The organism is Anaerotignum sp. (assembly GCF_051877975.1).
In the GTDB taxonomy this organism is placed as follows: Bacteria; Bacillota; Clostridia; order Lachnospirales; family Anaerotignaceae; genus Anaerotignum_A.
On sequence record NZ_JBJEJK010000017.1, the window covers coordinates 1 to 21,944 of the forward strand.

Here is a 21,944-nt window from a genome sequence, read left to right on the forward strand (position 1 = left end):
AAGCACGGTAACGTGTTCAGCTGACCAATACTAATAGATCGAGGGCTTGACCAAAATAAAAAGGAGACAACGAAAAAGTTGTTGACAAAAGAAGCGATTGATGATAAACTATAAAAGCTTTCACGTGTATTCAGTTTTGAAGGTGTGAGACACATAGCCAAATATACTAATCCTCGATAGCTCAATGGCAGAGCATCCGGCTGTTAACCGGAGGGTTGCAGGTTCGAGTCCCGCTCGGGGAGTTTCAGAAGCTAAATGCTTTGGAGTTTGTAAACAAACTCCATATATGGTCCGTTGGTCAAGGGGTTAAGACACCGCCCTTTCACGGCGGTAACGCGGGTTCGAATCCCGCACGGATCATATGGCGCCATAGCCAAGTGGTAAGGCAAAGGTCTGCAACACCTCTATCCCCGGTTCAAATCCGGGTGGCGCCTCTGAAAAGAGTCCTGATTTTGCAAAGGCAAGATTAGGGCTTTTTTGTTTTATCATCATGAAAAAGAACGAGTATGTGAATAGATGGTGTTGAAACTGACTATGGCTTTGTTACGATTTATGTCGGAAAAAGAACGGCAAAAAGGATTGACGAAACCAAAAAACAGGAGTATACTGATAGAGAACAAATGAACATGGTGCCATAGCCAAGTGGTAAGGCAAAGGTCTGCAACACCTCTATCCCCGGTTCAAATCCGGGTGGCACCTTTGAAAGTCCTGATTGAGAGATCAGGACTTTTTTCTGTGCAAAATAGCAGGGGACTTTTTTTATAAGCTGCTGCGGGCAGCTGCAGGTATTAGAAGGAATTCTGTTCATCATATTTAGATAAATATCTAAATATGATTGACGAATCAGAAGAAACATGATATCATTTAGACAAATATCTAAATGATAAGGGGGCAGGAGCATGGGCTTGCAGGAAACGTTGAAAGCCATCAGCGATCCCAGCCGCAGAGAGATTCTGGATATTTTGAAGGATGGACAGAAAACAGCAGGAGAGATTGGTTCCCATTTCGATGCTACAGGTGCGACCATTTCCCATCATTTATCTATCTTGAAGCAGGCGGGATTGATTTCCGATGAGAAAAAAGGAAAATATATTTATTACGAATTGAATATGTCTGTGTTTGAGGAAATTTTAAGCTGGATCACAGGGTTGACAGGGGGGAAGGAAACATGAAAATAAAGAAAATATCAATGCTGATTTTAAGCGTACTGCCGCTTTTAATGGTATTGGCGGTATATAGTAGACTGCCGGAACAGGTGCCAATGCATTGGGGGATCGATGGAACCGTTGACCGTTATGGAGCCAAGTGGGAATTGTTTTTTCTGGCAGGATTGAATATTTTATTGGGCATTCTGATGCCATTTTTGGCAAAAATCGATCCGAAGCATAAAAATTATAAAAGATTTCAGAAGACCTATGACTGGATGATTCTATGGCTGCTGGGATTTTTGGCAGGGATTATGGGATTGACATTGGCAGAAGCGATGCAGCCCGGCAGATATGACATGTGCAAATGGGTTTGTGCGATGGTCGCAGTACTGTTTATTTCCCTGGGAAATATGCTTCCCAAGGTGAAACAAAATTATTTTACAGGAGTGAGAACTCCGTGGGCTTTGCAAAGTGATACCGTTTGGAATAAAAGCCAGAGGCTGGGAGGAAAGATATTTGTTTTCGGGGGGATTTTGATGCTGATTTCTGCGCTGTGCTTTGCGCCCAGGGTATCTGTGGTTTTGACAATTACGGTGGCTATAGGAATTTGTCTGATACCAACGGTGATGAGTTATGTATGGTATCGGCAGGAAATGGGGAAAAAAGAAGAATGATGTAAGGAAATGTACCTCGAATTGTGATATTTGAGGTACATTTGCTGTATAAAACAGATAAAAAATATTTTCCAATGAACAAGTTCACGAAAATACTTTTTTACCTTTCTTTCTTCCATTTTATCAGATATACTAAAACTGGAAAAATGTTAGTAAGAATATGAAAGAAAAAAGAATAGAGGTGTTTCTTCGCAGCACGGGGCTTTCCAATGCCATTGGGCAATAGATGGCTGAAAAAATGCTGCGAAATCTGTTTATAGAGAGGAGAAAAGAGATGCTGAAGGAAAACAAGACTTTTGTCATTGGCCATAGAAACCCGGATACAGATTCTATCTGTTCTGCCATTGCCTATGCCGCACTGAAAAATCAAACAGAGGAAGGGACATTCGAAGCCAAAAGAGCTGGCGAAATCAATAATGAAACAAAATATGTGCTGGATTTTTTTGGTGTGGAAACCCCGGATTTTATAGCCCATGTGGGGACGCAGGTTAAGGACGTTACCATTAAGCCGACCCCTGTGCTGACTGCGGATATTTCGATCAAAAACGCATGGAACACCATGAGAGATTTACAGGAATCCACCATGCCTGTTGTAAACGACGGCAGATTGGAAGGGATTATTTCTGTCAAGGATATTGCTACGGCCAATATGGATATTTATGAAACCCGTATCCTTGCCATGTCTCATACAAAATATACCAACGTACTGGATGCGATTGATGGAACGATGATCGTAGGCGACCCTGAGGAAGAAATCACACAGGGGAAAATTCTGATTGGCGCAGCAAACCCGGATCTGCTGGAAAATTATGTGGAAGATGGGGATATGCTGCTGACAGGGAACCGCTTTGAAAATCAGCTTTGCGGGATTGAAATGAACGCAGGGTGTATCATCGTTTGTACCGGGGCGCCAATTTCCAAAACCATTCAGAAACTGGCAAGGGAAAATAATTGTAAAGTCATCAGCACACCCCATGATACTTTTATGGTAGCGAGATTGATTTCCCAGAGTGCGCCGGTGCGCTATTTTATGAGAAAAGACAATCTGATCACATTCAGCAGTGAAGATTTTATCACAGATATCAGAGAAACACTGGCAAAAATCCGCCATAGAGATTTTCCTGTTTTGGACAGAGAGGGCAACTATTGCGGGATGCTTTCCAGACGTTCCCTGCTGAGTATGGATAATAAAAAGATCATTATGGTAGACCATAATGAAAAATCTCAGGCGGTAGACGGCATTGAAGAAGCGGAAATCATGGAGATTATCGATCACCACAGACTGGGCAGCCTGGAAACAACGATGCCTGTATATTTCCGCAACCAGCCCGTAGGCTGCACTGCAACGATTATTTATGATCTGTATCAGGAAAACAATGTGGAGGTGGAGCCTAAGATTGCCGGGCTGCTTTGCTCCGCCATCCTGTCTGATACATTGATGTTCCGTTCTCCCACCTGCACAGCCAAGGATAAAAAAGCGGCGGAAGAACTGGCAGCCATTGCAGGGATTGAGATTCAGGATCATGCGGAAAAAATGTTCCGTGCCGGCAGCAGCCTGGCAGATAAAACGCCGGAAGAGATTTTCTATCAGGACTTTAAGAAATTCAGCGGACATGGCAAAAATTTTGGCGCAGGGCAGATTTCTTCTATGGACAGAACAGAACTGGAACAGTTGCGTCCGAAAATAGCGTCTTATATGGAAGGGGCTGTCAAGGAAGGGGAAATGCTGTTCTTCCTGCTGACAAATATCCTGACAGAATCCTCCGATCTGGTATTTGTTGGCGAAGGCGCCAAGGAACTGGTAGAAGATGCCTTTGGTTCCGGAGAGGAAAATTGGGTACATGTGCCCGGCTTGGTTTCCAGAAAGAAACAGTTTGTGCCCAATATACTGCATGCGCTGCAGCAGTAAGATGAAGGAGATTTTATGAAAAATTATAAGATCATTCTGGCTTATGACGGTACACGTTATAATGGCTGGCAAAAGCAGGGCAATACAGAGAATACGATACAGGAAAAGCTGGAACGTATCCTGAAAGAGATTTGTGGGCAGGAAACGGAGGTTTTCGGTTCCGGCAGAACGGATGCGGGAACCCATGCCACCGGGCAGGTCATGAATTTCCATATGGATTGGAAAGGAACGGCGGAGGAGCTGCTGGATGCCTTTAACGAAAGACTGCCTGAGGATATTGCGGGGCTTTCCATTGAGGAGATGCCGCCCAGATTCCACAGCAGGCTGAGCGCTAAGGCAAAGCACTATTCCTATACCATTTGGAACAGCAGACGCTCCCCTGTATTTGAACGGAAATATGTATTCCGCTGTGGAGAGGATTTGGATATTGCGGCCATGCAGCAGGCGGCAGCAGCCTTTCTTGGGGAGCATGATTTCAAAAGTTTTTGTGCCAATAAGCGGATGAAAAAATCTACAGTCCGTACGATTTATGATATTTGCTTGGAAGAAACAGAAGAGAAACTCATCCTGCATTTTTATGGCAGCGGCTTTTTATACCAGATGGTGCGTATCCTGACGGGCACCCTCATCGAAGTAGGGGAAGGCAAGCGAAAAGCCTCTGAAATGGCGGATATCCTGCGGGCGGAAAGCCGGGAAGCGGCAGGCTTTACAGCCCCTAGCCGCGGGCTCTTTCTGCGGGAAGTGTTTTATGAAGAATGGGAAGGCAGGGAAGAAAAATGATTCGAGTTTCCGAACTGAAACTGCCGATTGATGGCAGCCAAAAGGCGTTGGAAAAGAAGCTGGCAAAGGCTTTGCGTGTTCCCATGGAAGAGATCGAGGGGTATCGCATTTTCAAGCGTTCTTTGGATGCCAGAAAAAAAGACAACATCCACTATGTTTATGTGGTGGATGTGGAAGTGAAAAATGAAAAGAAGCTTTTAGAGAAGAATCGGGAGAAAAATATCTCAAAAACTCCTGATTTGGCTTATCATATGCTGAAAGGGGAAAGAATGCCCGAAAAACGGCCTGTTGTGGTTGGCTTTGGCCCTGCGGGGATGTTTGCAGGGCTTCTGCTGGCGGAAATGGGCCTGCGCCCTATTATTTTGGAACGAGGCGGCGATGTGGACAGCCGCAGGGAAGCCGTTGAGTGTTTCTGGAACACAGGCAAGCTGGATACGGAAAATAACGTACAATTTGGGGAAGGCGGTGCAGGCACTTTTTCCGATGGCAAGCTGACCACCCGTATCAAAGACCCCCGCTGCCGTAAGGTGCTGGAGGAAATGGTGGATGCCGGGGCTCCGGAAGAAATCTTATATGACGCGAAACCCCATATCGGCACGGATTTGCTCCGGAGTGTGGTAAAACAGATTCGGGAGAAAATCATTTCCTTGGGGGGAGAAGTACGCTTCTTTGCAAAGGTGACTGGTTTTGAATGGGATGGTAATCAAATCAAAGGGGTTCTTTTGAAAGACGGCGAAAGAATCGAAACAGAGGATGTGGTGCTGGCCTTGGGGCATAGCGCCAGAGATACCTTTGAATTGCTTTATACAGAAAAATTCGCTTTGGAACAGAAGCCCTTTGCCATGGGTGTCCGTATCGAACATCCCCAGAAAATGATAGATACAGCCCAATATGGAGAAGCGGCTTATAAATTGCCTGCGGCGGATTACCGCCTGACTTACACAACCTCTAAAGACAGAGGGGTTTATACTTTCTGCATGTGTCCCGGGGGGTATGTGGTGGCGGCAGCTTCGGAAGAGGGGAGGCTGGCGGTCAATGGCATGAGCGAACATGCCCGGGATGGTAAAAATGCCAATTCCGCATTATTGGTGCAGGTATTCCCAGAGGATTTTGGCAGTGACCATCCTTTGGCGGGGATGTATTTCCAGCGGGAGTTGGAAGAAAAGGCGTTTCAAGCTGGCGGCGGTGATTATACTGCTCCGGTGCAGCGGGTCGGCAGTTTCCTGAAAAGGGAGACTGTTTCTGCTGTGGAGGTGGAAGCAACTTATCGCCCTTCCGTCAAAGAAAGCGATATGGATGAGATTTTTCCTTCCTTTATGACAGAGGCATTGCGGGAAGCCCTGCCTGCCATGGGCAGAAAGCTGAAGGGCTTCGACAGGGCAGATGCCCTGCTGACGGCGGTGGAAAGCCGCAGTTCTTCTCCCATTCGCATCCTGCGGGATGAAACAGCCATGAGTATGAATAAAACGGGTGTTTACCCTGCGGGAGAAGGAGCTGGATATGCCGGCGGGATCGTTTCCGCGGCTGTGGATGGCATTTATGTTGCGGAAAAGATCGCTGAAAAATATGGTTGGCAGAAATAAAAAAGCAGAACTGCTGGTGACATACCTTGGAAGAAAACGAACATTGAAAAAGAATAAAAGGGATGAATCCTTATATTATAAGGATTCATCCCTTTTTCATGTTTTCTTCTAAGGATGCGCCATAGAGTCTGCTTTCACAATTTACAGGGTCTTTTGCAAAAGAACGACACCGAAAGTACGATCCAGTTTGTGTCCGATTTCTTTCAGTTCGCCGATAACGGCAAAGCCGTGTTTCTGATGGAAAGAAAGGCTGCTTTTATTTTCTGAGGAGACTTCTGCGATCAGGTGCTGAATGCCCATAGCTTTAGCTTCTTCCTCTAATTTTGCAAGGCAAAGGGAACCGATGCCTTTGCCAGTGCTGTTTTCTGCCAGAAAGTAAGTGACACAGGCGGCAGAACGGAAAGTGGGAAAGGGGCTGTAGGCACTGAGCTGGCAAAAGCCAACGATGGAGCCGCTTTCTTCCTCTTCGCATATGTAGGAAGGATAGCCCTCTGCCTTTTTCAGGAGCATTCCGAAAAAGGGCTCTGGCAAGGGGTTGGAAGGAAAGGCCGCGGTGCCTGTTTTGATGTGGTAGTTGAAAATTTCCATGATGGGTGTCTGGTGTTCCATTGTCATAGGTTTCAGCTGGATTTTCATGGAGATACCACCTTTCTTTTCATCTGCATTTTATTTTATGGATACAATACGATTCGCACCTGTGGCTGTATCAGCAATATAGCCGAAGGTGAATCCATCGCCTTCCTGCAAAGAGGAAATCTTTTCGGCCACTTCGGAGCCTGCATCAAATTGGAATGCCTGAATGCCGCCATCGGGCAGAGTCACTTCTACAGTATGGGAATCGGACAGGCCGTTGAAGATTGCCGTTATGGTTTCATCAGGCGTTTCGCTGCTGTTTCCGCTGCCATTGCCTCCGGAGGACTCTTTTTCAATTTGTTTCATGGAAGAAACACTGCAAAGATACAGAGGATTTTCGATTTCTTCAGAGAAGGTGTTTCGGATCAATGTTACATCCCATGCAGCGATCAGATCTTCTTCCGGGCCTGTGGACCAAAGTTCTGCCACCAGGGTATAACCTTCATTTGTTTCCGCTACGTTGGTCAGTCTTGTTTCGGAAAGGCCGATATCGCCGCGGGAAAGATAGTAAGCATCTTCATCGGGGTCGTAGGAAACATTGCCTTTCATAATAGAGGGCAGATCCATCAGGCCTTCATAATCGCTGAAAAGGGCGATGGCATGTTCTTCCATTACCGACTTGGGAACTTTTAGCTGATAGGTATCCGGAACCTCTTCTACCTGTTCATGTTCCAAGCCATAGGCACCTGCGAAGTAGTAGAGGGCAGTCCAGAAGAAATCAGGATCTTCGGGATCATATTCCATATCGTTTTCCAGCATACATCTTGCCAGAGCATCGATAGGGGCAGTCATAGAAGCCACGGCTTCTTCTGCGGAAGGGGAAGGCGTTTCCTCTTCTTTGCCGCCGCAGGCAGCCAAGCCCAACACCATGGTGCAGGCAAGAAAAAGCGCAAGTAATTTTTTCATTTTATATTCCTCCTTTTCGGTCGAATCCTTTTTTTATTATGGGATGACTCATACTAATATAGTATAACGTATCTTTTTGAATAATCCATAACAAAAATCTTTCAAAAATATAAAGATTCTGTCTTTTTTCGTGCACAAAGACAGAGGGCAGCTGCATAAAATGGGAAAAAGGCTTTACCGGGCGTAAAAAAAATGATATAATCAGTCGATAATGCCTTTCTATGCGCAAAAAAAGAGAGGCGGCTTCCGATCGGTCATTTCAAAGGAAAGGAAGGTTTTACAGACAATTTAAGCGCCAGAGCCGCAGATCGGGCGGCTGACGAGGCAGGAGTTTATCGAATATTCGGCGGATGCTCCTCGCCCTTTCGTTCAGGGACGCAGGCCTTTTTATAAAACGGAGCGGTCAACACTCCCGACAAAAGAAAGGCAACGGACGAATAAATATTTGGAGGTAGAAGATTATGTGCGGAATCGTAGGATATATTGGGAAAGAGCAGGCCGTTCCTGTATTGATGAATGGTCTTTCCAAGCTGGAATACCGTGGATATGACTCTGCAGGTATTTCTGTATATGAGGGCGGTATTCGTACCATCAAGGTAAAAGGCAGACTGGCAGGGCTGGCGGAAAAGCTGGAAAAGGAAGGGCAGAAGTCTTCCCACATCGGCATCGGTCACACCCGTTGGGCAACCCATGGAGAACCCAGCGAAACCAACAGCCATCCCCATAACAGCCAGAATGGTAAAATTTCCGTGGTACACAATGGTATCATTGAAAATTATCTGGAACTGAAGGAAATGCTGAAAAAAGAAGGCTATATCTTTAAATCTGAAACAGATACGGAAGTGGTAGCCCATCTGTATGAATATCTGTATGACGGTGATATGATCTCCACCACAAGAAAGCTGCTGGAAAAAATCCGCGGTGCTTATGCTTTGGGCATCATGTGCAGTGATCATCCCGATACACTGGTGGCAGTGCGCCAGGGCAGCCCCTTGCTGGTTGGCTTGGGCGAAGGTGAAAACTTTATTGCTTCCGATATTCCCGCTCTGTTGGAATACACCAGAGATTATTACCTGCTGGATGAACATGAGATTGCAGTGCTGAAAAATGACGGCGTAAAGCTGTATGCAATGGATGGCAGCGAAATCAAAAAAGAGGTCTACCATGTGACATGGGATATCGATGCGGCGGAAAAAGGCGGCTATGATTATTTTATGATGAAAGAAATCATGGAACAGCCCGAAGCCCTGAAAAAGACCATTCAGCCCCGCATGACGGAAACAGATATCAAGCTGGATGAAATTTCCCTGACAGAAGAAGAAATCAAAAACTGCGGCCGTGTCCATATCGTAGCCTGCGGCAGTGCCATGCATGCCGGTATCGTAGGCAGATATGTGATGGAGGAAGTATGCCGTATCCCTGTGGAAGTGGATATTGCATCCGAATTCAGATACAGAAATCCTATTTTGAATAAAGGTGATCTTTGCATCATCATCAGCCAGAGCGGCGAAACTGCCGATACACTGGCTGCCTTGAGGGAAGCGAAGAAACAGGGCATCAGAGTCATCTCTATTGTAAATGTGGTAGGCAGCTCCATCGCCAGAGAAAGCGACGATGTGATCTATACATGGGCGGGGCCCGAAATTGCCGTTGCCACAACAAAGGGATATACCACACAGATGTCTGTGCTGTATATGCTCGCTCTGTATTTTGCAAAGGTGCGGGGCACCATGGCGGCAGAAGATTATAAAGCAGCAGTGGAAGAACTGCGGACTTTGCCGGAGCGTACAGCGGAAGTGCTGAAATTGGATGCAAGAATGGCGGAAATTGCAAAGAGCTATGCCCAGTGTGAAAATGTATTCATCATTGGCCGTGGGCTGGATTATGCGGTAGCTATGGAATCTTCTCTGAAGCTGAAGGAAATTTCCTATATCCATAGCGAGGCCTATGCTGCGGGCGAGTTGAAGCATGGCACCATTTCCCTGATCGAAGAAGGAACACTGGTGGTTGCCATTGCAACCCAGGAAAGCCTGCTGGAAAAAACAGTAAGCAATGTAAAGGAAGTAAAAGCCAGAGGCGCAAAGGTTCTGGCCATTGCGGCAGAAGATTGCACTGCCATCGAAGATGTGGCAGATGAAGTGGTGTATCTGCCGAAGGTAAATCATCTGTTCACCAGCTCTTATAATGTGCTGCCGATGCAGCTGTTTGCATACTATATTGCTGTGGAACGGGGCTGTGATGTAGATAAACCCAGAAATCTGGCAAAATCGGTTACTGTTGAATAATGGAAAAAAAGGGACTTGGATCTTCCAAGTCCTTTTCTGTTGCTCCGAAACATAAAATAGAAAAACGGGGACAGAGGGAATTGTGTATTTGCGGCGGGCAACAAAGGTTAGCTGAAATAAACTCATTTCGTTGACACTGGAAGTTAGCCGTGATATACTCATTTCTGGTGTTATTATTGATAAATTTTTTCAGTTTTTGCTGAATTTGTTTAGAGTTTAGAATAGAGGGATATTTATGACATTGAATGAACTTCCCATCGGGAAAGAAGCGGTCATTACAAAGGTAGGCGGTGAAGGGGCTTTGCGCTGCCGTCTGCTGGATATGGGCATCATTCCCAAAACAAAAGTGACGGTAACGAAGGTTGCCCCCATGGGTGACCCCATGGAACTGCGCCTGCGGGGATATACTCTGACCATTCGTATGGATGATGCGAAAAATATTGAAGTGAAAGCGGGGGAAGCAGAATGATCTTTGCATTGGCAGGCAATCAGAACTGCGGGAAAACGACACTTTTCAATCAGCTGACAGGCTCCAATCAGCATGTGGGAAATTTTCCAGGCGTAACGGTAGATCAGAAGGTGGGGGAAGTGCGGGGAGAAAAGGACTGCTCTGTGGTGGATTTGCCCGGGATTTATTCTATCCGCCCCTACACCAGCGAAGAGATTGTGACAAGAGATTTTATTTTAAATGAAAAACCCGATGGTATCATCAATATCGTCGATGCCACAAATATCGAAAGAAACCTTTACCTGACACTGCAGCTTATTGAAATGCATATCCCCATGGTATTGGCACTGAATATGATGGACGAAGTGCGCAGCAATGGCGGCACCATTGATATCAGCAAAATGAGTGAGGAACTGGGAATCCCTGTAGTTCCCATCAGTGCGGTAAAGAACGAAGGGATCGACGAACTGATGCAGACAGCTGTTCGGGTGGCAAAGGGAAGGGAATACCCCAAGGTATACGATTTTTGCCCTTCCGGCCCTGTCCACCGATGTATCCATTCTGTCTGCCATCAGATTGAGGACCATGCAGAGCGGGCAGGCATTTCCACCCGTTTTGCGGCGACAAAATTGATTGAGAATGACCCTTCCATTGCAGAAAAGCTGGAACTGAGCCAGAATGAGCTGGAATTGGTGGAGCATAGCATTATCCAGATGGAAGAGGAGCATGCCATGGACAGAAATGCCGCATTGGCGGATATGCGGTATGATTTTATCGAAAAGGTCTGCAATGCTACGGTGATCAAACCCCAGGAAAGCAAGGAACATATCCGCAGCGTTAAAATCGATAATATTCTGACCAATAAATTTCTGGCGATCCCCATTTTTATTGGGGTCATGTTTTTGGTGTTTTATTTGACTTTCAATGTCATTGGTGCATATCTGAGTGATTTACTGGCAGCAGGCATCGATGCCATTACAGCTATGGCAGATGCGGCGCTGACAGCCTATGGCATCAATCCTGTGGTACATAGTTTGTTGATCGATGGTGTATTTGCCGGTGTAGGCAGTGTATTGAGCTTTTTGCCCATCATTGTGGTACTGTTTTTCTTCCTTTCTATTCTGGAGGATACGGGCTACATGGCGCGGATTGCCTTTGTGATGGACAAACTTCTGCGAAAGATCGGCCTTTCCGGCAGAAGCATTGTGCCTTTGCTGGTGGGTTTTGGCTGTACGGTTCCTGCGGTCATGGCAACGCGAACCTTATCCTCTGAAAGGGACAGACGCATGACAATCATGCTGACACCTTTTATGAGCTGTTCCGCTAAGATTCCCATTTATGCGGTATTTGCGGCAGCTTTCTTTCCTGATTATGCGGCGTTGGTGATGATCGGTCTGTATGCAGCGGGCATCATCGTAGGCATTGTGATGGCTCTGCTGATTGGGAAAACAGTATTCCGTGGAAAACCGGTTCCTTTTGTTATGGAATTGCCAAACTATCGTTTCCCTTCCGCAAAAAGTGTATTGCTCCTGATGTGGGATAAGGCGAAGGATTTCCTGCAGCGGGCATTTACCATCATTTTTGTAGCAACGGTTATCATTTGGTTCCTGCAAAGCTTCGACAGCCGTTTGAATGTGGTGGCAGACAGCGCAGATAGTTTGCTGGCGATGCTGGGGCATTGGCTGGCACCCATTTTTGCGCCGCTGGGTTTCGATGACTGGCGTATCCCGACGGCCCTGATTACGGGCTTTTCTGCAAAGGAAGCTGTTGTCAGCACCTTGGGCGTTTTGACCGGCACTTCCATGGAGGCTTTGGGGCCTGCCCTGAGCGGTTTGTTTACACCTATTTCCGCCATCAGCTTTTTGGTGTTTACGCTGCTGTATACCCCTTGCATGGCGGCCATTGCGGCGGTGAAAAGAGAACTGGGCAGCAATCTTTTGGGTTGGGGCATTGCGCTGCTCCAATGTGTAGTAGCCTGGGTCGTTGCTTTTGGGGTATATCAGGTGCTTCATTTGATTTTTTAAAGAGGTGAGAAGCATGGGTATTTTTGATTATCTCATCCTTGGGGCGGTTTTGGCGGCAGTGATCGCTGCCATCCGCTTTTTAAAAAAGAATGGTACTGGCTGCGGCGGATGCAGCGGCGACTGCAGCAGATGCAGCAAAAAAAGATAAATGATATAAGGATATGAGGCTCTGGAAATTGTTCCGGGGCCTTCTTATTGAAAAAAATTATCATGAAGAAAGTTTATGAAAAAATATTGGCTAATTATTGGAAAAGTGATTGACAGAGAAAGTTAGTTGTGATAAACTTCGATAAGAATTAGTTGTGACTAATTATAGTAAGGAAAGCGAGAGGATAGTATGAACCTGACGGCTGTAAAAGAAGGAGAAGAATATATCATCAAAGAGATTGTAACAGACGATGAAGAAATGGATGCGTTTCTCTTTTCTCTGGGCTGCTACAGCGGAGAACCCATTACGGTGATTTCCCGCCTGAAGGGTGGTTGTGTTGTTTCCATCAAGGATGGCAGATATACCATCGACAATCTTTTGGCAGAAGCGATTATTGTATAAGTGGTGATTTTATCACCACATATATTTTGTCCTTTGGTTAGCATCCCCTAACTATTCTTGGAATAAAAAGACTATATGCAGTCAGATTCAGAACGATTATTTTTCTAGGAGGAATCCAAAATGAGAATTGCTTTTACAGGTAATCCAAACAGTGGGAAAACCACCATGTACAATGCGTTGACCGGGAGAAACGAACGCGTTGGCAACTGGGCGGGCGTTACGGTAGATAAAAAAGAAAGCCCAATCAAAAAAAGTTTTTATGATGGAGAAGAGATGATTGCGGTCGATCTGCCTGGGGCCTACTCCATGTCTCCCTTCACATCGGAAGAAAGCATCACCAGCAGTTATGTGAGAAATGAAAATCCTGATGTTATCATTAATATCGTAGATGCGACAAACCTGAGCCGTTCTCTGTTTTTCACAACACAGCTGCTGGAACTGGGCATTCCTGTGGTAGTAGCCCTGAACAAGAGTGATGTAAACGAAAAGAAAGAAACGCAGATTGATGTGGAACTGCTGTCTGCAAAGCTTGGTTGCCCCGTCATCAAGACAGTTTCCACAACAGCAAGTGATAAAGGCCTTGCGAAAGTCGTGAAAACAGCGGCAGCCTTAAAAGGCAAAGGGCAGCAGGCACCCTACGATGAAGGCGATATTGATTTGACAGATAAGAAAGCGGTTGAAGCTTCCGACAGAAGCCGTTTCGCCTTTGTAAATGATATCGTAAAGGCTGTTGAAACAAGAAAAGTACTGACAAAAGAGAAAAACAGCCAGGATAAATTGGACAATATCCTGACAAATAAATGGCTGGGGATTCCCATTTTTGCGGTTATCATGTTTTTGGTATTTTATATTTCCCAGTCCACCATTGGGCCTTTGATTGCCGATATTCTGGTTGGATGGATTGAAAGCTTCCAGGAATATGTCGCAGGGCTGGTAGAAAATGCATCTCCATTCTTGCAGGCACTGCTGGTAGATGGTATCATCGGCGGTGTAGGTGCTGTTATTGGCTTCCTGCCATTGGTAATGGTGATGTATTTCCTGATTGCTTTGCTGGAAGATTGTGGTTACATGGCTCGTGTCAGCGTTGTTCTGGATCCGATCTTTAAGAAAGTTGGTTTGTCTGGGAAATCCGTTATTCCTTTTGTCATTGGTACTGGCTGTGCTATCCCTGGCGTTATGGCTTCCAGAACGATTCGGAATGAAAGAGAACGCAGAGTGACAGCTATGCTGACACCTTTTATGCCCTGCGGTGCAAAGCTGCCTGTTATCGCTCTGTTTGCAGGCGTATTCTTTGCAGATGCTTCCTGGGTAGGGACACTGATGTATTTCGTGGGTATTGCGCTGATCTTCTTTGGTGCGCTGCTGGTAAATAAAATTGCGGGTCATAAAGTCAGAAAGTCTTTCTTCATTATGGAATTGCCCGAATATAAAGCGCCTAGCCTGAAGAGAGCGTTCCTGTCTATGTGTTCCCGCGGGAAAGCGTATATCATCAAAGCTGGTACGATCATCCTGGTGTGCAACACAGTAGTGCAGATCATGCAGGCATTCAACTGGAATTTCCAGTTGGTAGAAGAAGGTATGGAAAGTACCTCCATCCTGGCCACCATTGCGTCTCCCTTTGCAGTATTGCTGATTCCTTTGGGCTTCGGCGTATGGCAGCTGGCAGCGGCATCCATCACAGGCTTTATTGCAAAGGAAAATGTAGTTGGTACACTGGCTGTTGTTTATGGAATCTCTAACTTTATCGATACAGAAGAACTGGCCCTGACAGGCGGCGCCGGCGAAGTTGCTACCATTATGGGCCTGACAAAAGCTGCAGCACTGGCTTACCTGATGTTCAACCTGTATACACCTCCCTGCTTTGCGGCAATGGGGGCTATGAACTCTGAAATCAAAGATAAGAAATGGCTGGCAGGGGGCATCGCCCTGCAGTTTGCGACAGGCTTTACAGTAGCGTTCTTTGTATACCAGATTGGTACACTGATCACAGAAGGTACTTTAGGCGCAGGCTTTGTTCCCGGTCTGATCGCTGTAGCAGTAATCGTTGCTATTATCGTTGGCCTGATTCGGAAAGCGAACAAAAACATTGCAGCGGAATATACACTGCATGGCACAGCGAAAAGCGTATAAGAAAAAGGAGTTTTCTGCATGACAAATTTTATCATTCTGGCGATTGTTCTGATCTTGGTCGGAGCAGCGGTGCATTATATTAGAAAAGAAAAAAAACGCGGCGTGACGTGTATTGGCTGCCCTGTAGCAGGTACTTGCGGCAAAAACCACGATGGCGGATGCAGTTGTCATGCTGAGAAATAAGTAGGATTGGAAAAACCGTTTACAGTAATGTAGACGGTTTTTTTATATGAAGCTGGTTTTTTATATGAAGCTGGTGACACAGAATTTGTTCTTCCGGCCTCTTTAGGAAAGGGGCGTTTTTCTGCCCAGCTGGGGGGCCTGTTTGGAATCGGTTTATAAAATAGTTTGCTTACACAACAAAAGCATGGAGGTATTCTTATGAACCATTATGAACCCCCTCGTGGATGCCTTATAGCCACTCTACATTTTGTTTTGAAAGGAAATAAAAGGGCACTATGACACTTCTATCAAAGGGGATGTGAGGCGGCAAGATAAAAAGATAAAGAAGCCTGCGGCACAGCGGCCGTTTTCCATGAGGATTTTGCAGACAGAGGAAGATGATGGGACAGTATGGCTGATATTTTCTTCAAATCGAAATTTCCTGTCATGCGATCCTCGATTGTTTCTGTACAAGGCAGACGCCGCCCCTGTTCTGTTTTTCCGCATCCAACAATCCCCTGATCTACCTGAATAAAAGCTGCATCAGAGGCTCTTTGAGGCTCTTGTGGAAGGATGCCAAAGGCAGCACGGAATAGCATACACGAAAATGATAGAGCCAATTGCTCCAGGCTGTCCAGGGAGAAAGAAACGGCCATTTATGCCGGATCCTGACAGCAATGAGTCTCTCTTATGCATTTACACATAAAGCAGACAAAACAAAAACGAGCCCGAAGGGACTCGTTTTCGTTTAGAGAGATAATAGAGGATCATTTTGAGTTTAATATAGAGAGTTTCATTGAGGAGTTTTATAAGAAAACATCTGAGGTCAGATGCTATCTATCGTTTTTAATATGCTGCAAAGCCTTCACCGTAGGCAGTGCACTGTACTTTTGCGTCGCCTTCGGGGAACCCATTGACGATCAGACCTTCATCATACAGGTTTGCGCCTGTTTTTGCGGTACGGTCTGCCCAATCGCGCATCCACTGCCCATCGCCCCAGCCGTAGGAACCAAACAGAGCTACTTTTTTGCCCTTCAGGCTGCCTTCGATGGATGCGAAGAAAGGTTCAAATTCGCTTTCTTCCAGCACTTCATCCCCCATGGCAGAGCAGCCAAAGGCGATTTTATCATAGTCTGCAATATTTCCTGTAAATTTATCTACGGAGAAGATTTCGGTATCTTCGCCCATAGCTGCGGCGATGGCTTTTGCCATTGCTGCTGTGTTGCCTGTACCACTCCAATAAATTACTGCGTTTTTCATGTTGTTACGCCTCCTAATTGATGTAAGTTTTTATATGCAAACAGTTGTATGGGCGCATACGGGTGTCAGAAGGGACACGATGCTCGCGCCGGCAGCTGCTTGTTCCATCAGTCTTTTTCTGCATCTGGCATAGCTGCGGAAGGTATGCAGGGCAGCTTTGCCGTCGCCGTATACTTTCCAATCGCCTACCAGCTTATAATTACGGCCTTTTTCCCGGATGAAAGCGAAAACGTCTTCTGCGGGATAGCCAAAAAAGAACCCGATCTCATGGGGAAAATCATTTCCCTGCAGGATATGCTGGCGCAGAGTGCAGAGGCATGCATCGAAGGATGCTTCTTCCCCCACGTTCGCAGGATAACCCTCTTGTATGAGGAAGGTTTTCACGGCGGGCTGTCTCAGGTACTGCAAGAGCATATCCTTGCGGTAGATCAGCAAATATACCCGCTGATGGCGGCTGTAGAGATATTCTACAGAGATGCCAAGGGGAGCCAGTTCTTTCCTGTATGTTTCGATTTCCTTCCGATAATCTGTCAGACAGCTGATGGGGAAGGAAAAGAGATTTGCCTGTTTTCTGCCTAAAAGAGCAGGGGAGGCATAATACAGCATTTTTTCTTCAAAATCAGACATAAATACCTCCTGATAGTTAGCCGGAGCTAACTAAATGTTATAAAGATTCACAATATTGACCAAGAATACGCTTCAACGCAGAAGAAGAACTGCTGTGGCTGCGTTCGATGGTAATATTGTTTCGTTCTGCCTCTTGCACCGCACCATTTGCCATGATATGGGAAACAGTACTGGTGAAAAGGATGATGAGGTCTGCCTGACCGATCTGTCCCTTGAAATTGCCAGGGAGTTGAGTGAATACCTTGCCCTTGCAGTTGAATTTTTTACAAATATCCATGTATTGGCGAACCATTCTGTCATGACCGCCTACGATGACTACGCTCATGGAAGAACCTCCTTTCATATCTTGAGTTAGCCATAGCTAACTCATGTATTTAAAATACCATAGGGGGAAAAAGATGTCAAGAAAATCCAAGTAGTTTTATATGAAAAAGATTCTCAAAAATATCAGATTCATATTTTTTCTGGAATCAGGGAAACTAAAGGAAATACTTTTTTGGGAGGTAGAAAAGATGGTCGAAAGAAAAGTGATCTTGAAAAATAAAACAGGGCTTCATGCCCGTCCTGCATCGGAAGTGGTAACTTTTGCAAAGCAGCTGCCCTGTAAGGTCTATATTGCCCACAATGGAAAAAAGGCTGCCGCGGACAGTATCCTGCAGCTTCTGACTTTGGGGGCAAAGGAGGGCAGTGAACTGATGCTTTCTGCCGATGGGGAAGGAGATAAACATTCTGTGGAAAAACTGGAGGCCTTTTTGGCGCTTCTGGAGGGATAAGTATGGAAGAAATCAGAACGGAACAGAGGGCATCCAAAGGCGTGGCAATAGGAAGGGCTTTTCTGGTACAACCGCCGGATTTAACAGCAGAACACATGGAAATAGAAGAAAGCCGGCAAGAAGGGGAAAAGAATGCGTTTCGCCGGGCGGTGGAGCAGACCAGGGATGCCCTGCGCCCCTTGGCCGGGACAAACCCGATTTTTGCGGCCCATTTGGATATGGCAGAGGATGATACCCTGCTTTTGGGAGTGGAAGAAAAAATTGAAAAAGGAAAAAATGCCCAGTGGGCGTTAGAGGAACAGATGGAGGAAACCTGTGGGTTGCTGGAAAGCCTGGAGGACGCTTATTTGCGGGAGCGTGCGGCAGATGTAAGGGATGTTTGCCGCCGCATCATGGCATTTTTGAAGGGCATTGAAAATGACCCTTTTCGGAATATCAAAGAGAAGGTCATTCTTTTTGCCGAGGAACTGAATCCTTCCGATACGGCAAAGATGGATTTTCGCTATATCAAAGGCATGGTAACAGCCAAAGGCGGCAGCACCAGCCATGTGGCCATTCTGGCCCGAAGCTTGGAAATTCCGGCTTTGTTGGGGGTAGAAGGCATTTTGGAGAAGGTACAGCCGGGGGAAGAGGTCATTTTGGATGGAAACGAGGGACTTCTCCTGCTTTCTCCTGAGGATGCGGCAAAGAGAATCTATACCGAAAAGCAGGAAGCAGAGCGGGAAATGAGGCGAAAGCTAAAGGAAATGAACCGCTTGCCGGCGGTGACGACAGACGGGCGGCAGGTACATCTTTATGCCAATGCAGGCAGTTTAAAGGATGTGGAAGCGGCGAAAAAACAGGGGGCGGAGGGAATCGGTCTGTTCCGCAGTGAATTTTTATATATGGAAAGCAGTCGTTTCCCTACGGAACAGGAACAGTTTGAAATCTATAAAAAAGCGGCGGAGATTTTGAAAAAGCCCATTATCATCCGAACCTTGGATATCGGCGGGGATAAAAGCCTTCCCTATTATCAGTTTGAAAAAGAAGAGAACCCTTTTCTGGGCTGGCGGGCCATCCGTTTCTGTCTGGATATGCGGGATGTATTCAAAACCCAGCTGAAGGCCATCCTGCGGGCAGCGGCCTTTGGGGATATCCGCATCATGTATCCGATGATTGTTTCCTTGGAGGAATTTCGTAAGGCCAATGCATTATTGGAAGACTGTAAACAGGAACTGCGGGAACGGAATGTCCTCTTTCGGGAAAGCATCAGTACGGGGATTATGGTGGAAACACCGGCGGCGGTATTCGTGGCAGAAGAATTGGCGAAGGAAGTGGATTTTTTCAGCATCGGCACCAACGATTTGACTCAATATATCCTTGCGGCAGACAGAGGGAATCAAAAATTGACGAAACTTTACAGCCCCTTTCATCCGGCAGTGCTGCGGGCGGTGGCGAAGGTCATCGAAGCGGGGCATAAAGAAGGAAAGGAAGTTGGCATGTGCGGAGAATTTGCCGGGGATGAAAGAGCTGTACCGATCCTGGTAGGCATGGGGCTGGATGAATTCAGTATGGTTTCCAATGAAATCCCCGCTGTGCGCTATCAGGTGCGAGGGCTTTCTGAAAAGCAGACTCAGGGCTTCGCTAAGCGGATATTGGCGGCAGGAACGGAAAAAGAAGTGAAAAGCCTGCTGGAACGGTGAACAAAAAGGCATATCTTGTCCGGATATGCCTTTTTGCCTGCGATTAAGAGAAATTTAAAGGATTCTTCCATTGCGTCTGCATTGGATTCTGTAGTACAATGAAATAGAAGAATTATGGCAATTTAGCCGAAGGAGGAACCCTTTTGGAAATCATAAATTGGAAAGAATTGCTTTATCCCTATGAACAGGCAGTGGAAGAATTGCTGCTGAAGTTCAAAAATCTGGATAAAGAGTGTCGGCATTTGGGCATTTATTCCCCCATAGATTCCGTTACGGGCAGATTGAAAAAGCCTGCCAGCATTTTGGATAAGGCGGGCAGAAAGCATATCCCGCCGGAACGGATTGAGGAGGAAATTGAGGATATTGCCGGCATCCGTATCCTCTGCCAGTTCGTAGAGGACATCCAGAAAGTGGTGGATATGGTACGTTCTCGTACAGATATGACCATTGTAGAAGAAAGAGACTACATAACAAACACCAAGCCCAGCGGGTATCGCAGCTATCATATCATCATCAAATATCCCCTGAGCACGGCTTTGGGGCCGAAAGAGATTTTCGCGGAGATTCAGATTCGCACCAATGCTATGAACTTCTGGGCAACGGCGGAACATTCTTTGCGCTATAAATACAGCGGGAATATTCCCCAGGAATTGCAGGACAGGCTGACCAACTGTGCGGAAGCAGCCTTCCATCTGGATCAGGAGATGTCCACTATCCGCGGAGAAATCACAAATGCCCAGCGGTTGAATGAGATCAGAAGAAACATGACTTCTAATATTCTGGATAACATCCAGAAGCTGCATTTTTTGGCAAAGCTGGAGGATATGGATGCCATCAATCGGGAGTTTTCTGATGTCTGGAACAGCAATGACATTGACAAACTGCGGGAATTCAATGAAAAACTGAATGTGTTGGTTGAGGTTTACCGTGTATAAAAAGGAGGAAGGACATGGGCTTATTTGCCATTGCAGATCTGCATTTTGCTTTTTCCGTGGATAAGCCTATGGATATCTTCGGGGAGCATTGGAAAAACCATAGCCAGAAGATTATAGAAAATTGGAAGGCGTGCATCAAGGAAGAAGATACTGTCCTTTTGCCGGGAGATTTATCTTGGGGCATGCGGATCGATGAAGCGGCAGCGGATCTGGATGTGATCTACAATTTGCCGGGGAGAAAGATCCTGCTGGGGGGCAATCATGATTATTGGTGGAAATCCTCTTCCAAACTGGAGGCCAGATACCCTGGGATGCGGTTTTTAAAGAATACTTTTGATGAATATGAGGATTGGGCCGTCTGCGGCAGCCGCGGCTGGCTCTGTCCCAATGATACCCGCTTTACCGAGCAGGATAAAAAGTTATATGAAAGAGAGCAGGTGCGGCTGAAATTATCGCTGGATGCAGCAATGAGAAAGGGTGCGGAAAAAATTATCCTGATGATGCACTTTCCGCCCATGAATGATAAAAAGGAAGACTCCGCCTTTACGGAACTTTTTCAGCAATACCCCGTCCAAAAAGTAATTTATGGGCATCTGCATGGCGCGGCCAGCCATGCCACTGCCTTTGAAGGGGAACGATACGGCATCACTTATGAATTGGTTGCGGCGGATTATCTGGATTTTCGCCCTAAGCGCATCTTGTAAGGAGGAAGAAACATGAAATTGGAAGAAAAAAAGATACTGACATTTCTGTGTGCCCTCTGGCCCGGCGGCGGGTATATGTATTTTGGCATGATGAAAAAAGGGGCATTGCTGATGGCACTCTTTACGGCTTTGACAGGGCTGACCCTGACCATCGGCTGGAAATTTCTTGCCTTTTTGCTGCCTGTCATCTGGTGCTACTGTTTTTTTGATACCTTCCATGTGGCAAAGCTGCCGGAAGAGATGCGGGCTGCAGAGGATCAGGACTGTTTTGATCGGGTCGTTGCTTTTTGCAAGGACGACCCCCTGCAGAAATTTGAAGAGAAACGTACTTTTATCGGGGTGCTGATCTTGCTGGCGGCGCTGTATACCATGATCTACGGCGTCCTGCTGCCTTTCTTCCGTTGGGGGGAACAGTTTTATTGGGTACAGCTGATTCTGACGGTGATCCCTACGGCGGTGGTGGCGGTGCTGCTGTTTATGGTTGGCAAGCATATCCTGCAAAAGGAACAGGACAGAAAGGATGCTGAAGCCGCAGAAGAAATAGAGAATACCCAAGCCACGGAAGAAGTCGTAGAAGAATCTTCTCTGGAAGAAGGCAATGTGGCAGAAATTGTAGAAGCAGTTTTGGAAGCGGAAGAAGAAAAAGAAGCGATGTAACATAAAAAAGAGCCCGAAGGGACAATGTCATTAAGATAATAATGACGTAAAAATAAAAAACACATAGTAATCGC

21 protein-coding genes, 4 tRNA genes and 1 pseudogene are annotated in these 21,944 nt (G+C 46.3%); 20 read left to right on the forward strand and 6 right to left on the reverse strand.

From position 1 onward, the window contains the following. Window positions 1-170 precede the first annotated feature (170 nt). The 9 genes from ACI39P_RS02880 (at window position 171) to ACI39P_RS02920 (ending at window position 6,094) form a co-directional block, all read left to right on the forward strand. Window positions 171-242 (forward strand) — tRNA-Asn (locus ACI39P_RS02880). 46 nt (window positions 243-288) lie between these two features. Next, window positions 289-360 (forward strand) — tRNA-Glu (locus ACI39P_RS02885). 3 nt (window positions 361-363) lie between these two features. After that, window positions 364-434, forward strand: a tRNA-Cys gene (locus tag ACI39P_RS02890). 194 nt (window positions 435-628) lie between these two features. Further along, window positions 629-699, forward strand: a tRNA-Cys gene (locus ACI39P_RS02895). Window positions 700-899: 200 nt separating this feature from the next. Next, complete coding sequence (locus ACI39P_RS02900; protein WP_439719193.1) at window positions 900-1,172, forward strand: autorepressor SdpR family transcription factor; 273 nt, start codon at window positions 900-902, stop codon at window positions 1,170-1,172. Further along, window positions 1,169-1,822, forward strand: coding sequence for an SdpI family protein (locus tag ACI39P_RS02905; RefSeq protein ID WP_439719194.1), 654 nt, complete (start codon window positions 1,169-1,171; stop codon window positions 1,820-1,822). Before ACI39P_RS02900 ends, ACI39P_RS02905 begins: the two co-directional genes overlap by 4 nt. A gap of 274 nt (window positions 1,823-2,096) precedes the next feature. Next, window positions 2,097-3,731, forward strand: coding sequence for a putative manganese-dependent inorganic diphosphatase (locus tag ACI39P_RS02910; protein WP_439719195.1), 1,635 nt, complete (start codon window positions 2,097-2,099; stop codon window positions 3,729-3,731). 15 nt (window positions 3,732-3,746) lie between these two features. Beyond that, window positions 3,747-4,511, forward strand: coding sequence for a tRNA pseudouridine(38-40) synthase TruA (gene truA, locus ACI39P_RS02915; RefSeq protein ID WP_439719196.1), 765 nt, complete (start codon window positions 3,747-3,749; stop codon window positions 4,509-4,511). Beyond that, window positions 4,508-6,094 carry an NAD(P)/FAD-dependent oxidoreductase gene (locus ACI39P_RS02920; protein WP_439719197.1) on the forward strand — a complete coding sequence of 529 codons (1,587 nt, stop codon included), beginning with the start codon at window positions 4,508-4,510 and terminating at the stop codon, window positions 6,092-6,094. The genes truA and ACI39P_RS02920 overlap by 4 nt, the downstream gene beginning before the upstream one ends. Before the next feature lie 141 nt (window positions 6,095-6,235). Here ACI39P_RS02920 and ACI39P_RS02925 read toward each other — a convergent pair whose 3' ends face one another. Continuing rightward, window positions 6,236-6,730 (reverse strand): GNAT family N-acetyltransferase, encoded by a 495-nt coding sequence (locus ACI39P_RS02925; RefSeq protein ID WP_439719198.1) that lies wholly within the window; start codon window positions 6,728-6,730, stop codon window positions 6,236-6,238. Window positions 6,731-6,760: 30 nt separating this feature from the next. Beyond that, window positions 6,761-7,633, reverse strand: a complete 873-nt coding sequence (locus tag ACI39P_RS02930) for a hypothetical protein (RefSeq protein WP_439719199.1) — start codon at window positions 7,631-7,633, stop codon at window positions 6,761-6,763. Window positions 7,634-8,094: 461 nt separating this feature from the next. Between ACI39P_RS02930 and glmS the strand changes: the two genes are divergently transcribed. From glmS to ACI39P_RS02960, 6 genes and pseudogenes are all read left to right on the forward strand, one after another. Beyond that, window positions 8,095-9,918: a glutamine--fructose-6-phosphate transaminase (isomerizing) gene (gene glmS / locus ACI39P_RS02935; RefSeq protein WP_439719200.1), complete on the forward strand. Its 1,824-nt coding sequence runs from the start codon at window positions 8,095-8,097 to the stop codon at window positions 9,916-9,918. A 235-nt stretch (window positions 9,919-10,153) separates the two neighbouring features. After that, window positions 10,154-12,390 (forward strand): annotated as a pseudogene (gene feoB, locus ACI39P_RS02940) (ferrous iron transport protein B). A 13-nt stretch (window positions 12,391-12,403) separates the two neighbouring features. Then, the gene (locus ACI39P_RS02945) at window positions 12,404-12,538 is read left to right on the forward strand and encodes a hypothetical protein (protein WP_439719201.1); all 135 of its coding nucleotides are present in this window, start codon (window positions 12,404-12,406) and stop codon (window positions 12,536-12,538) included. A gap of 189 nt (window positions 12,539-12,727) precedes the next feature. Next, a complete protein-coding gene (locus tag ACI39P_RS02950; protein ID WP_439719202.1) occupies window positions 12,728-12,940 on the forward strand; it encodes a FeoA domain-containing protein in 213 nt (70 codons plus the stop codon). A 120-nt stretch (window positions 12,941-13,060) separates the two neighbouring features. Then, the gene (gene feoB, locus ACI39P_RS02955) at window positions 13,061-15,070 is read left to right on the forward strand and encodes a FeoB small GTPase domain-containing protein (RefSeq protein WP_439719203.1); all 2,010 of its coding nucleotides are present in this window, start codon (window positions 13,061-13,063) and stop codon (window positions 15,068-15,070) included. A gap of 18 nt (window positions 15,071-15,088) precedes the next feature. Next, window positions 15,089-15,253 (forward strand): FeoB-associated Cys-rich membrane protein, encoded by a 165-nt coding sequence (locus tag ACI39P_RS02960; RefSeq protein ID WP_439719204.1) that lies wholly within the window; start codon window positions 15,089-15,091, stop codon window positions 15,251-15,253. A gap of 287 nt (window positions 15,254-15,540) precedes the next feature. Here the strand turns inward: ACI39P_RS02960 and ACI39P_RS02965 are convergent, their stop codons facing one another. From ACI39P_RS02965 to ACI39P_RS02980, 4 genes are all read right to left on the reverse strand, one after another. Further along, entirely contained in the window at window positions 15,541-15,888 is a 348-nt protein-coding gene (locus tag ACI39P_RS02965; RefSeq protein ID WP_439719205.1) for a hypothetical protein, read from the reverse strand. A gap of 190 nt (window positions 15,889-16,078) precedes the next feature. Next, window positions 16,079-16,492 carry a flavodoxin gene (locus tag ACI39P_RS02970; RefSeq protein WP_439719206.1) on the reverse strand — a complete coding sequence of 138 codons (414 nt, stop codon included), beginning with the start codon at window positions 16,490-16,492 and terminating at the stop codon, window positions 16,079-16,081. Between the two features lie 30 nt (window positions 16,493-16,522). Further along, window positions 16,523-17,119 (reverse strand): DUF3793 family protein, encoded by a 597-nt coding sequence (locus tag ACI39P_RS02975; protein WP_439719207.1) that lies wholly within the window; start codon window positions 17,117-17,119, stop codon window positions 16,523-16,525. A 37-nt stretch (window positions 17,120-17,156) separates the two neighbouring features. Further along, window positions 17,157-17,444: a DUF2325 domain-containing protein gene (locus tag ACI39P_RS02980; RefSeq protein WP_439719208.1), complete on the reverse strand. Its 288-nt coding sequence runs from the start codon at window positions 17,442-17,444 to the stop codon at window positions 17,157-17,159. A 187-nt stretch (window positions 17,445-17,631) separates the two neighbouring features. Between ACI39P_RS02980 and ACI39P_RS02985 the strand changes: the two genes are divergently transcribed. The 5 genes from ACI39P_RS02985 (at window position 17,632) to ACI39P_RS03005 (ending at window position 21,870) form a co-directional block, all read left to right on the forward strand. Then, window positions 17,632-17,892, forward strand: coding sequence for an HPr family phosphocarrier protein (locus ACI39P_RS02985; RefSeq protein ID WP_439719209.1), 261 nt, complete (start codon window positions 17,632-17,634; stop codon window positions 17,890-17,892). Between the two features lie 2 nt (window positions 17,893-17,894). Beyond that, on the forward strand, window positions 17,895-19,574 hold the full coding sequence (ptsP, locus tag ACI39P_RS02990) for a phosphoenolpyruvate--protein phosphotransferase (RefSeq protein WP_439719210.1): 1,680 nt from the start codon (window positions 17,895-17,897) through the stop codon (window positions 19,572-19,574). 143 nt (window positions 19,575-19,717) lie between these two features. After that, window positions 19,718-20,509: a GTP pyrophosphokinase gene (locus ACI39P_RS02995; RefSeq protein WP_439719211.1), complete on the forward strand. Its 792-nt coding sequence runs from the start codon at window positions 19,718-19,720 to the stop codon at window positions 20,507-20,509. 14 nt (window positions 20,510-20,523) lie between these two features. Next, window positions 20,524-21,213, forward strand: coding sequence for a metallophosphoesterase (locus ACI39P_RS03000; protein WP_439719212.1), 690 nt, complete (start codon window positions 20,524-20,526; stop codon window positions 21,211-21,213). A 12-nt stretch (window positions 21,214-21,225) separates the two neighbouring features. Continuing rightward, a complete protein-coding gene (locus tag ACI39P_RS03005) occupies window positions 21,226-21,870 on the forward strand; it encodes a hypothetical protein (RefSeq protein ID WP_439719213.1) in 645 nt (214 codons plus the stop codon). The last annotated feature ends 74 nt before the right edge of the window (window positions 21,871-21,944 follow it).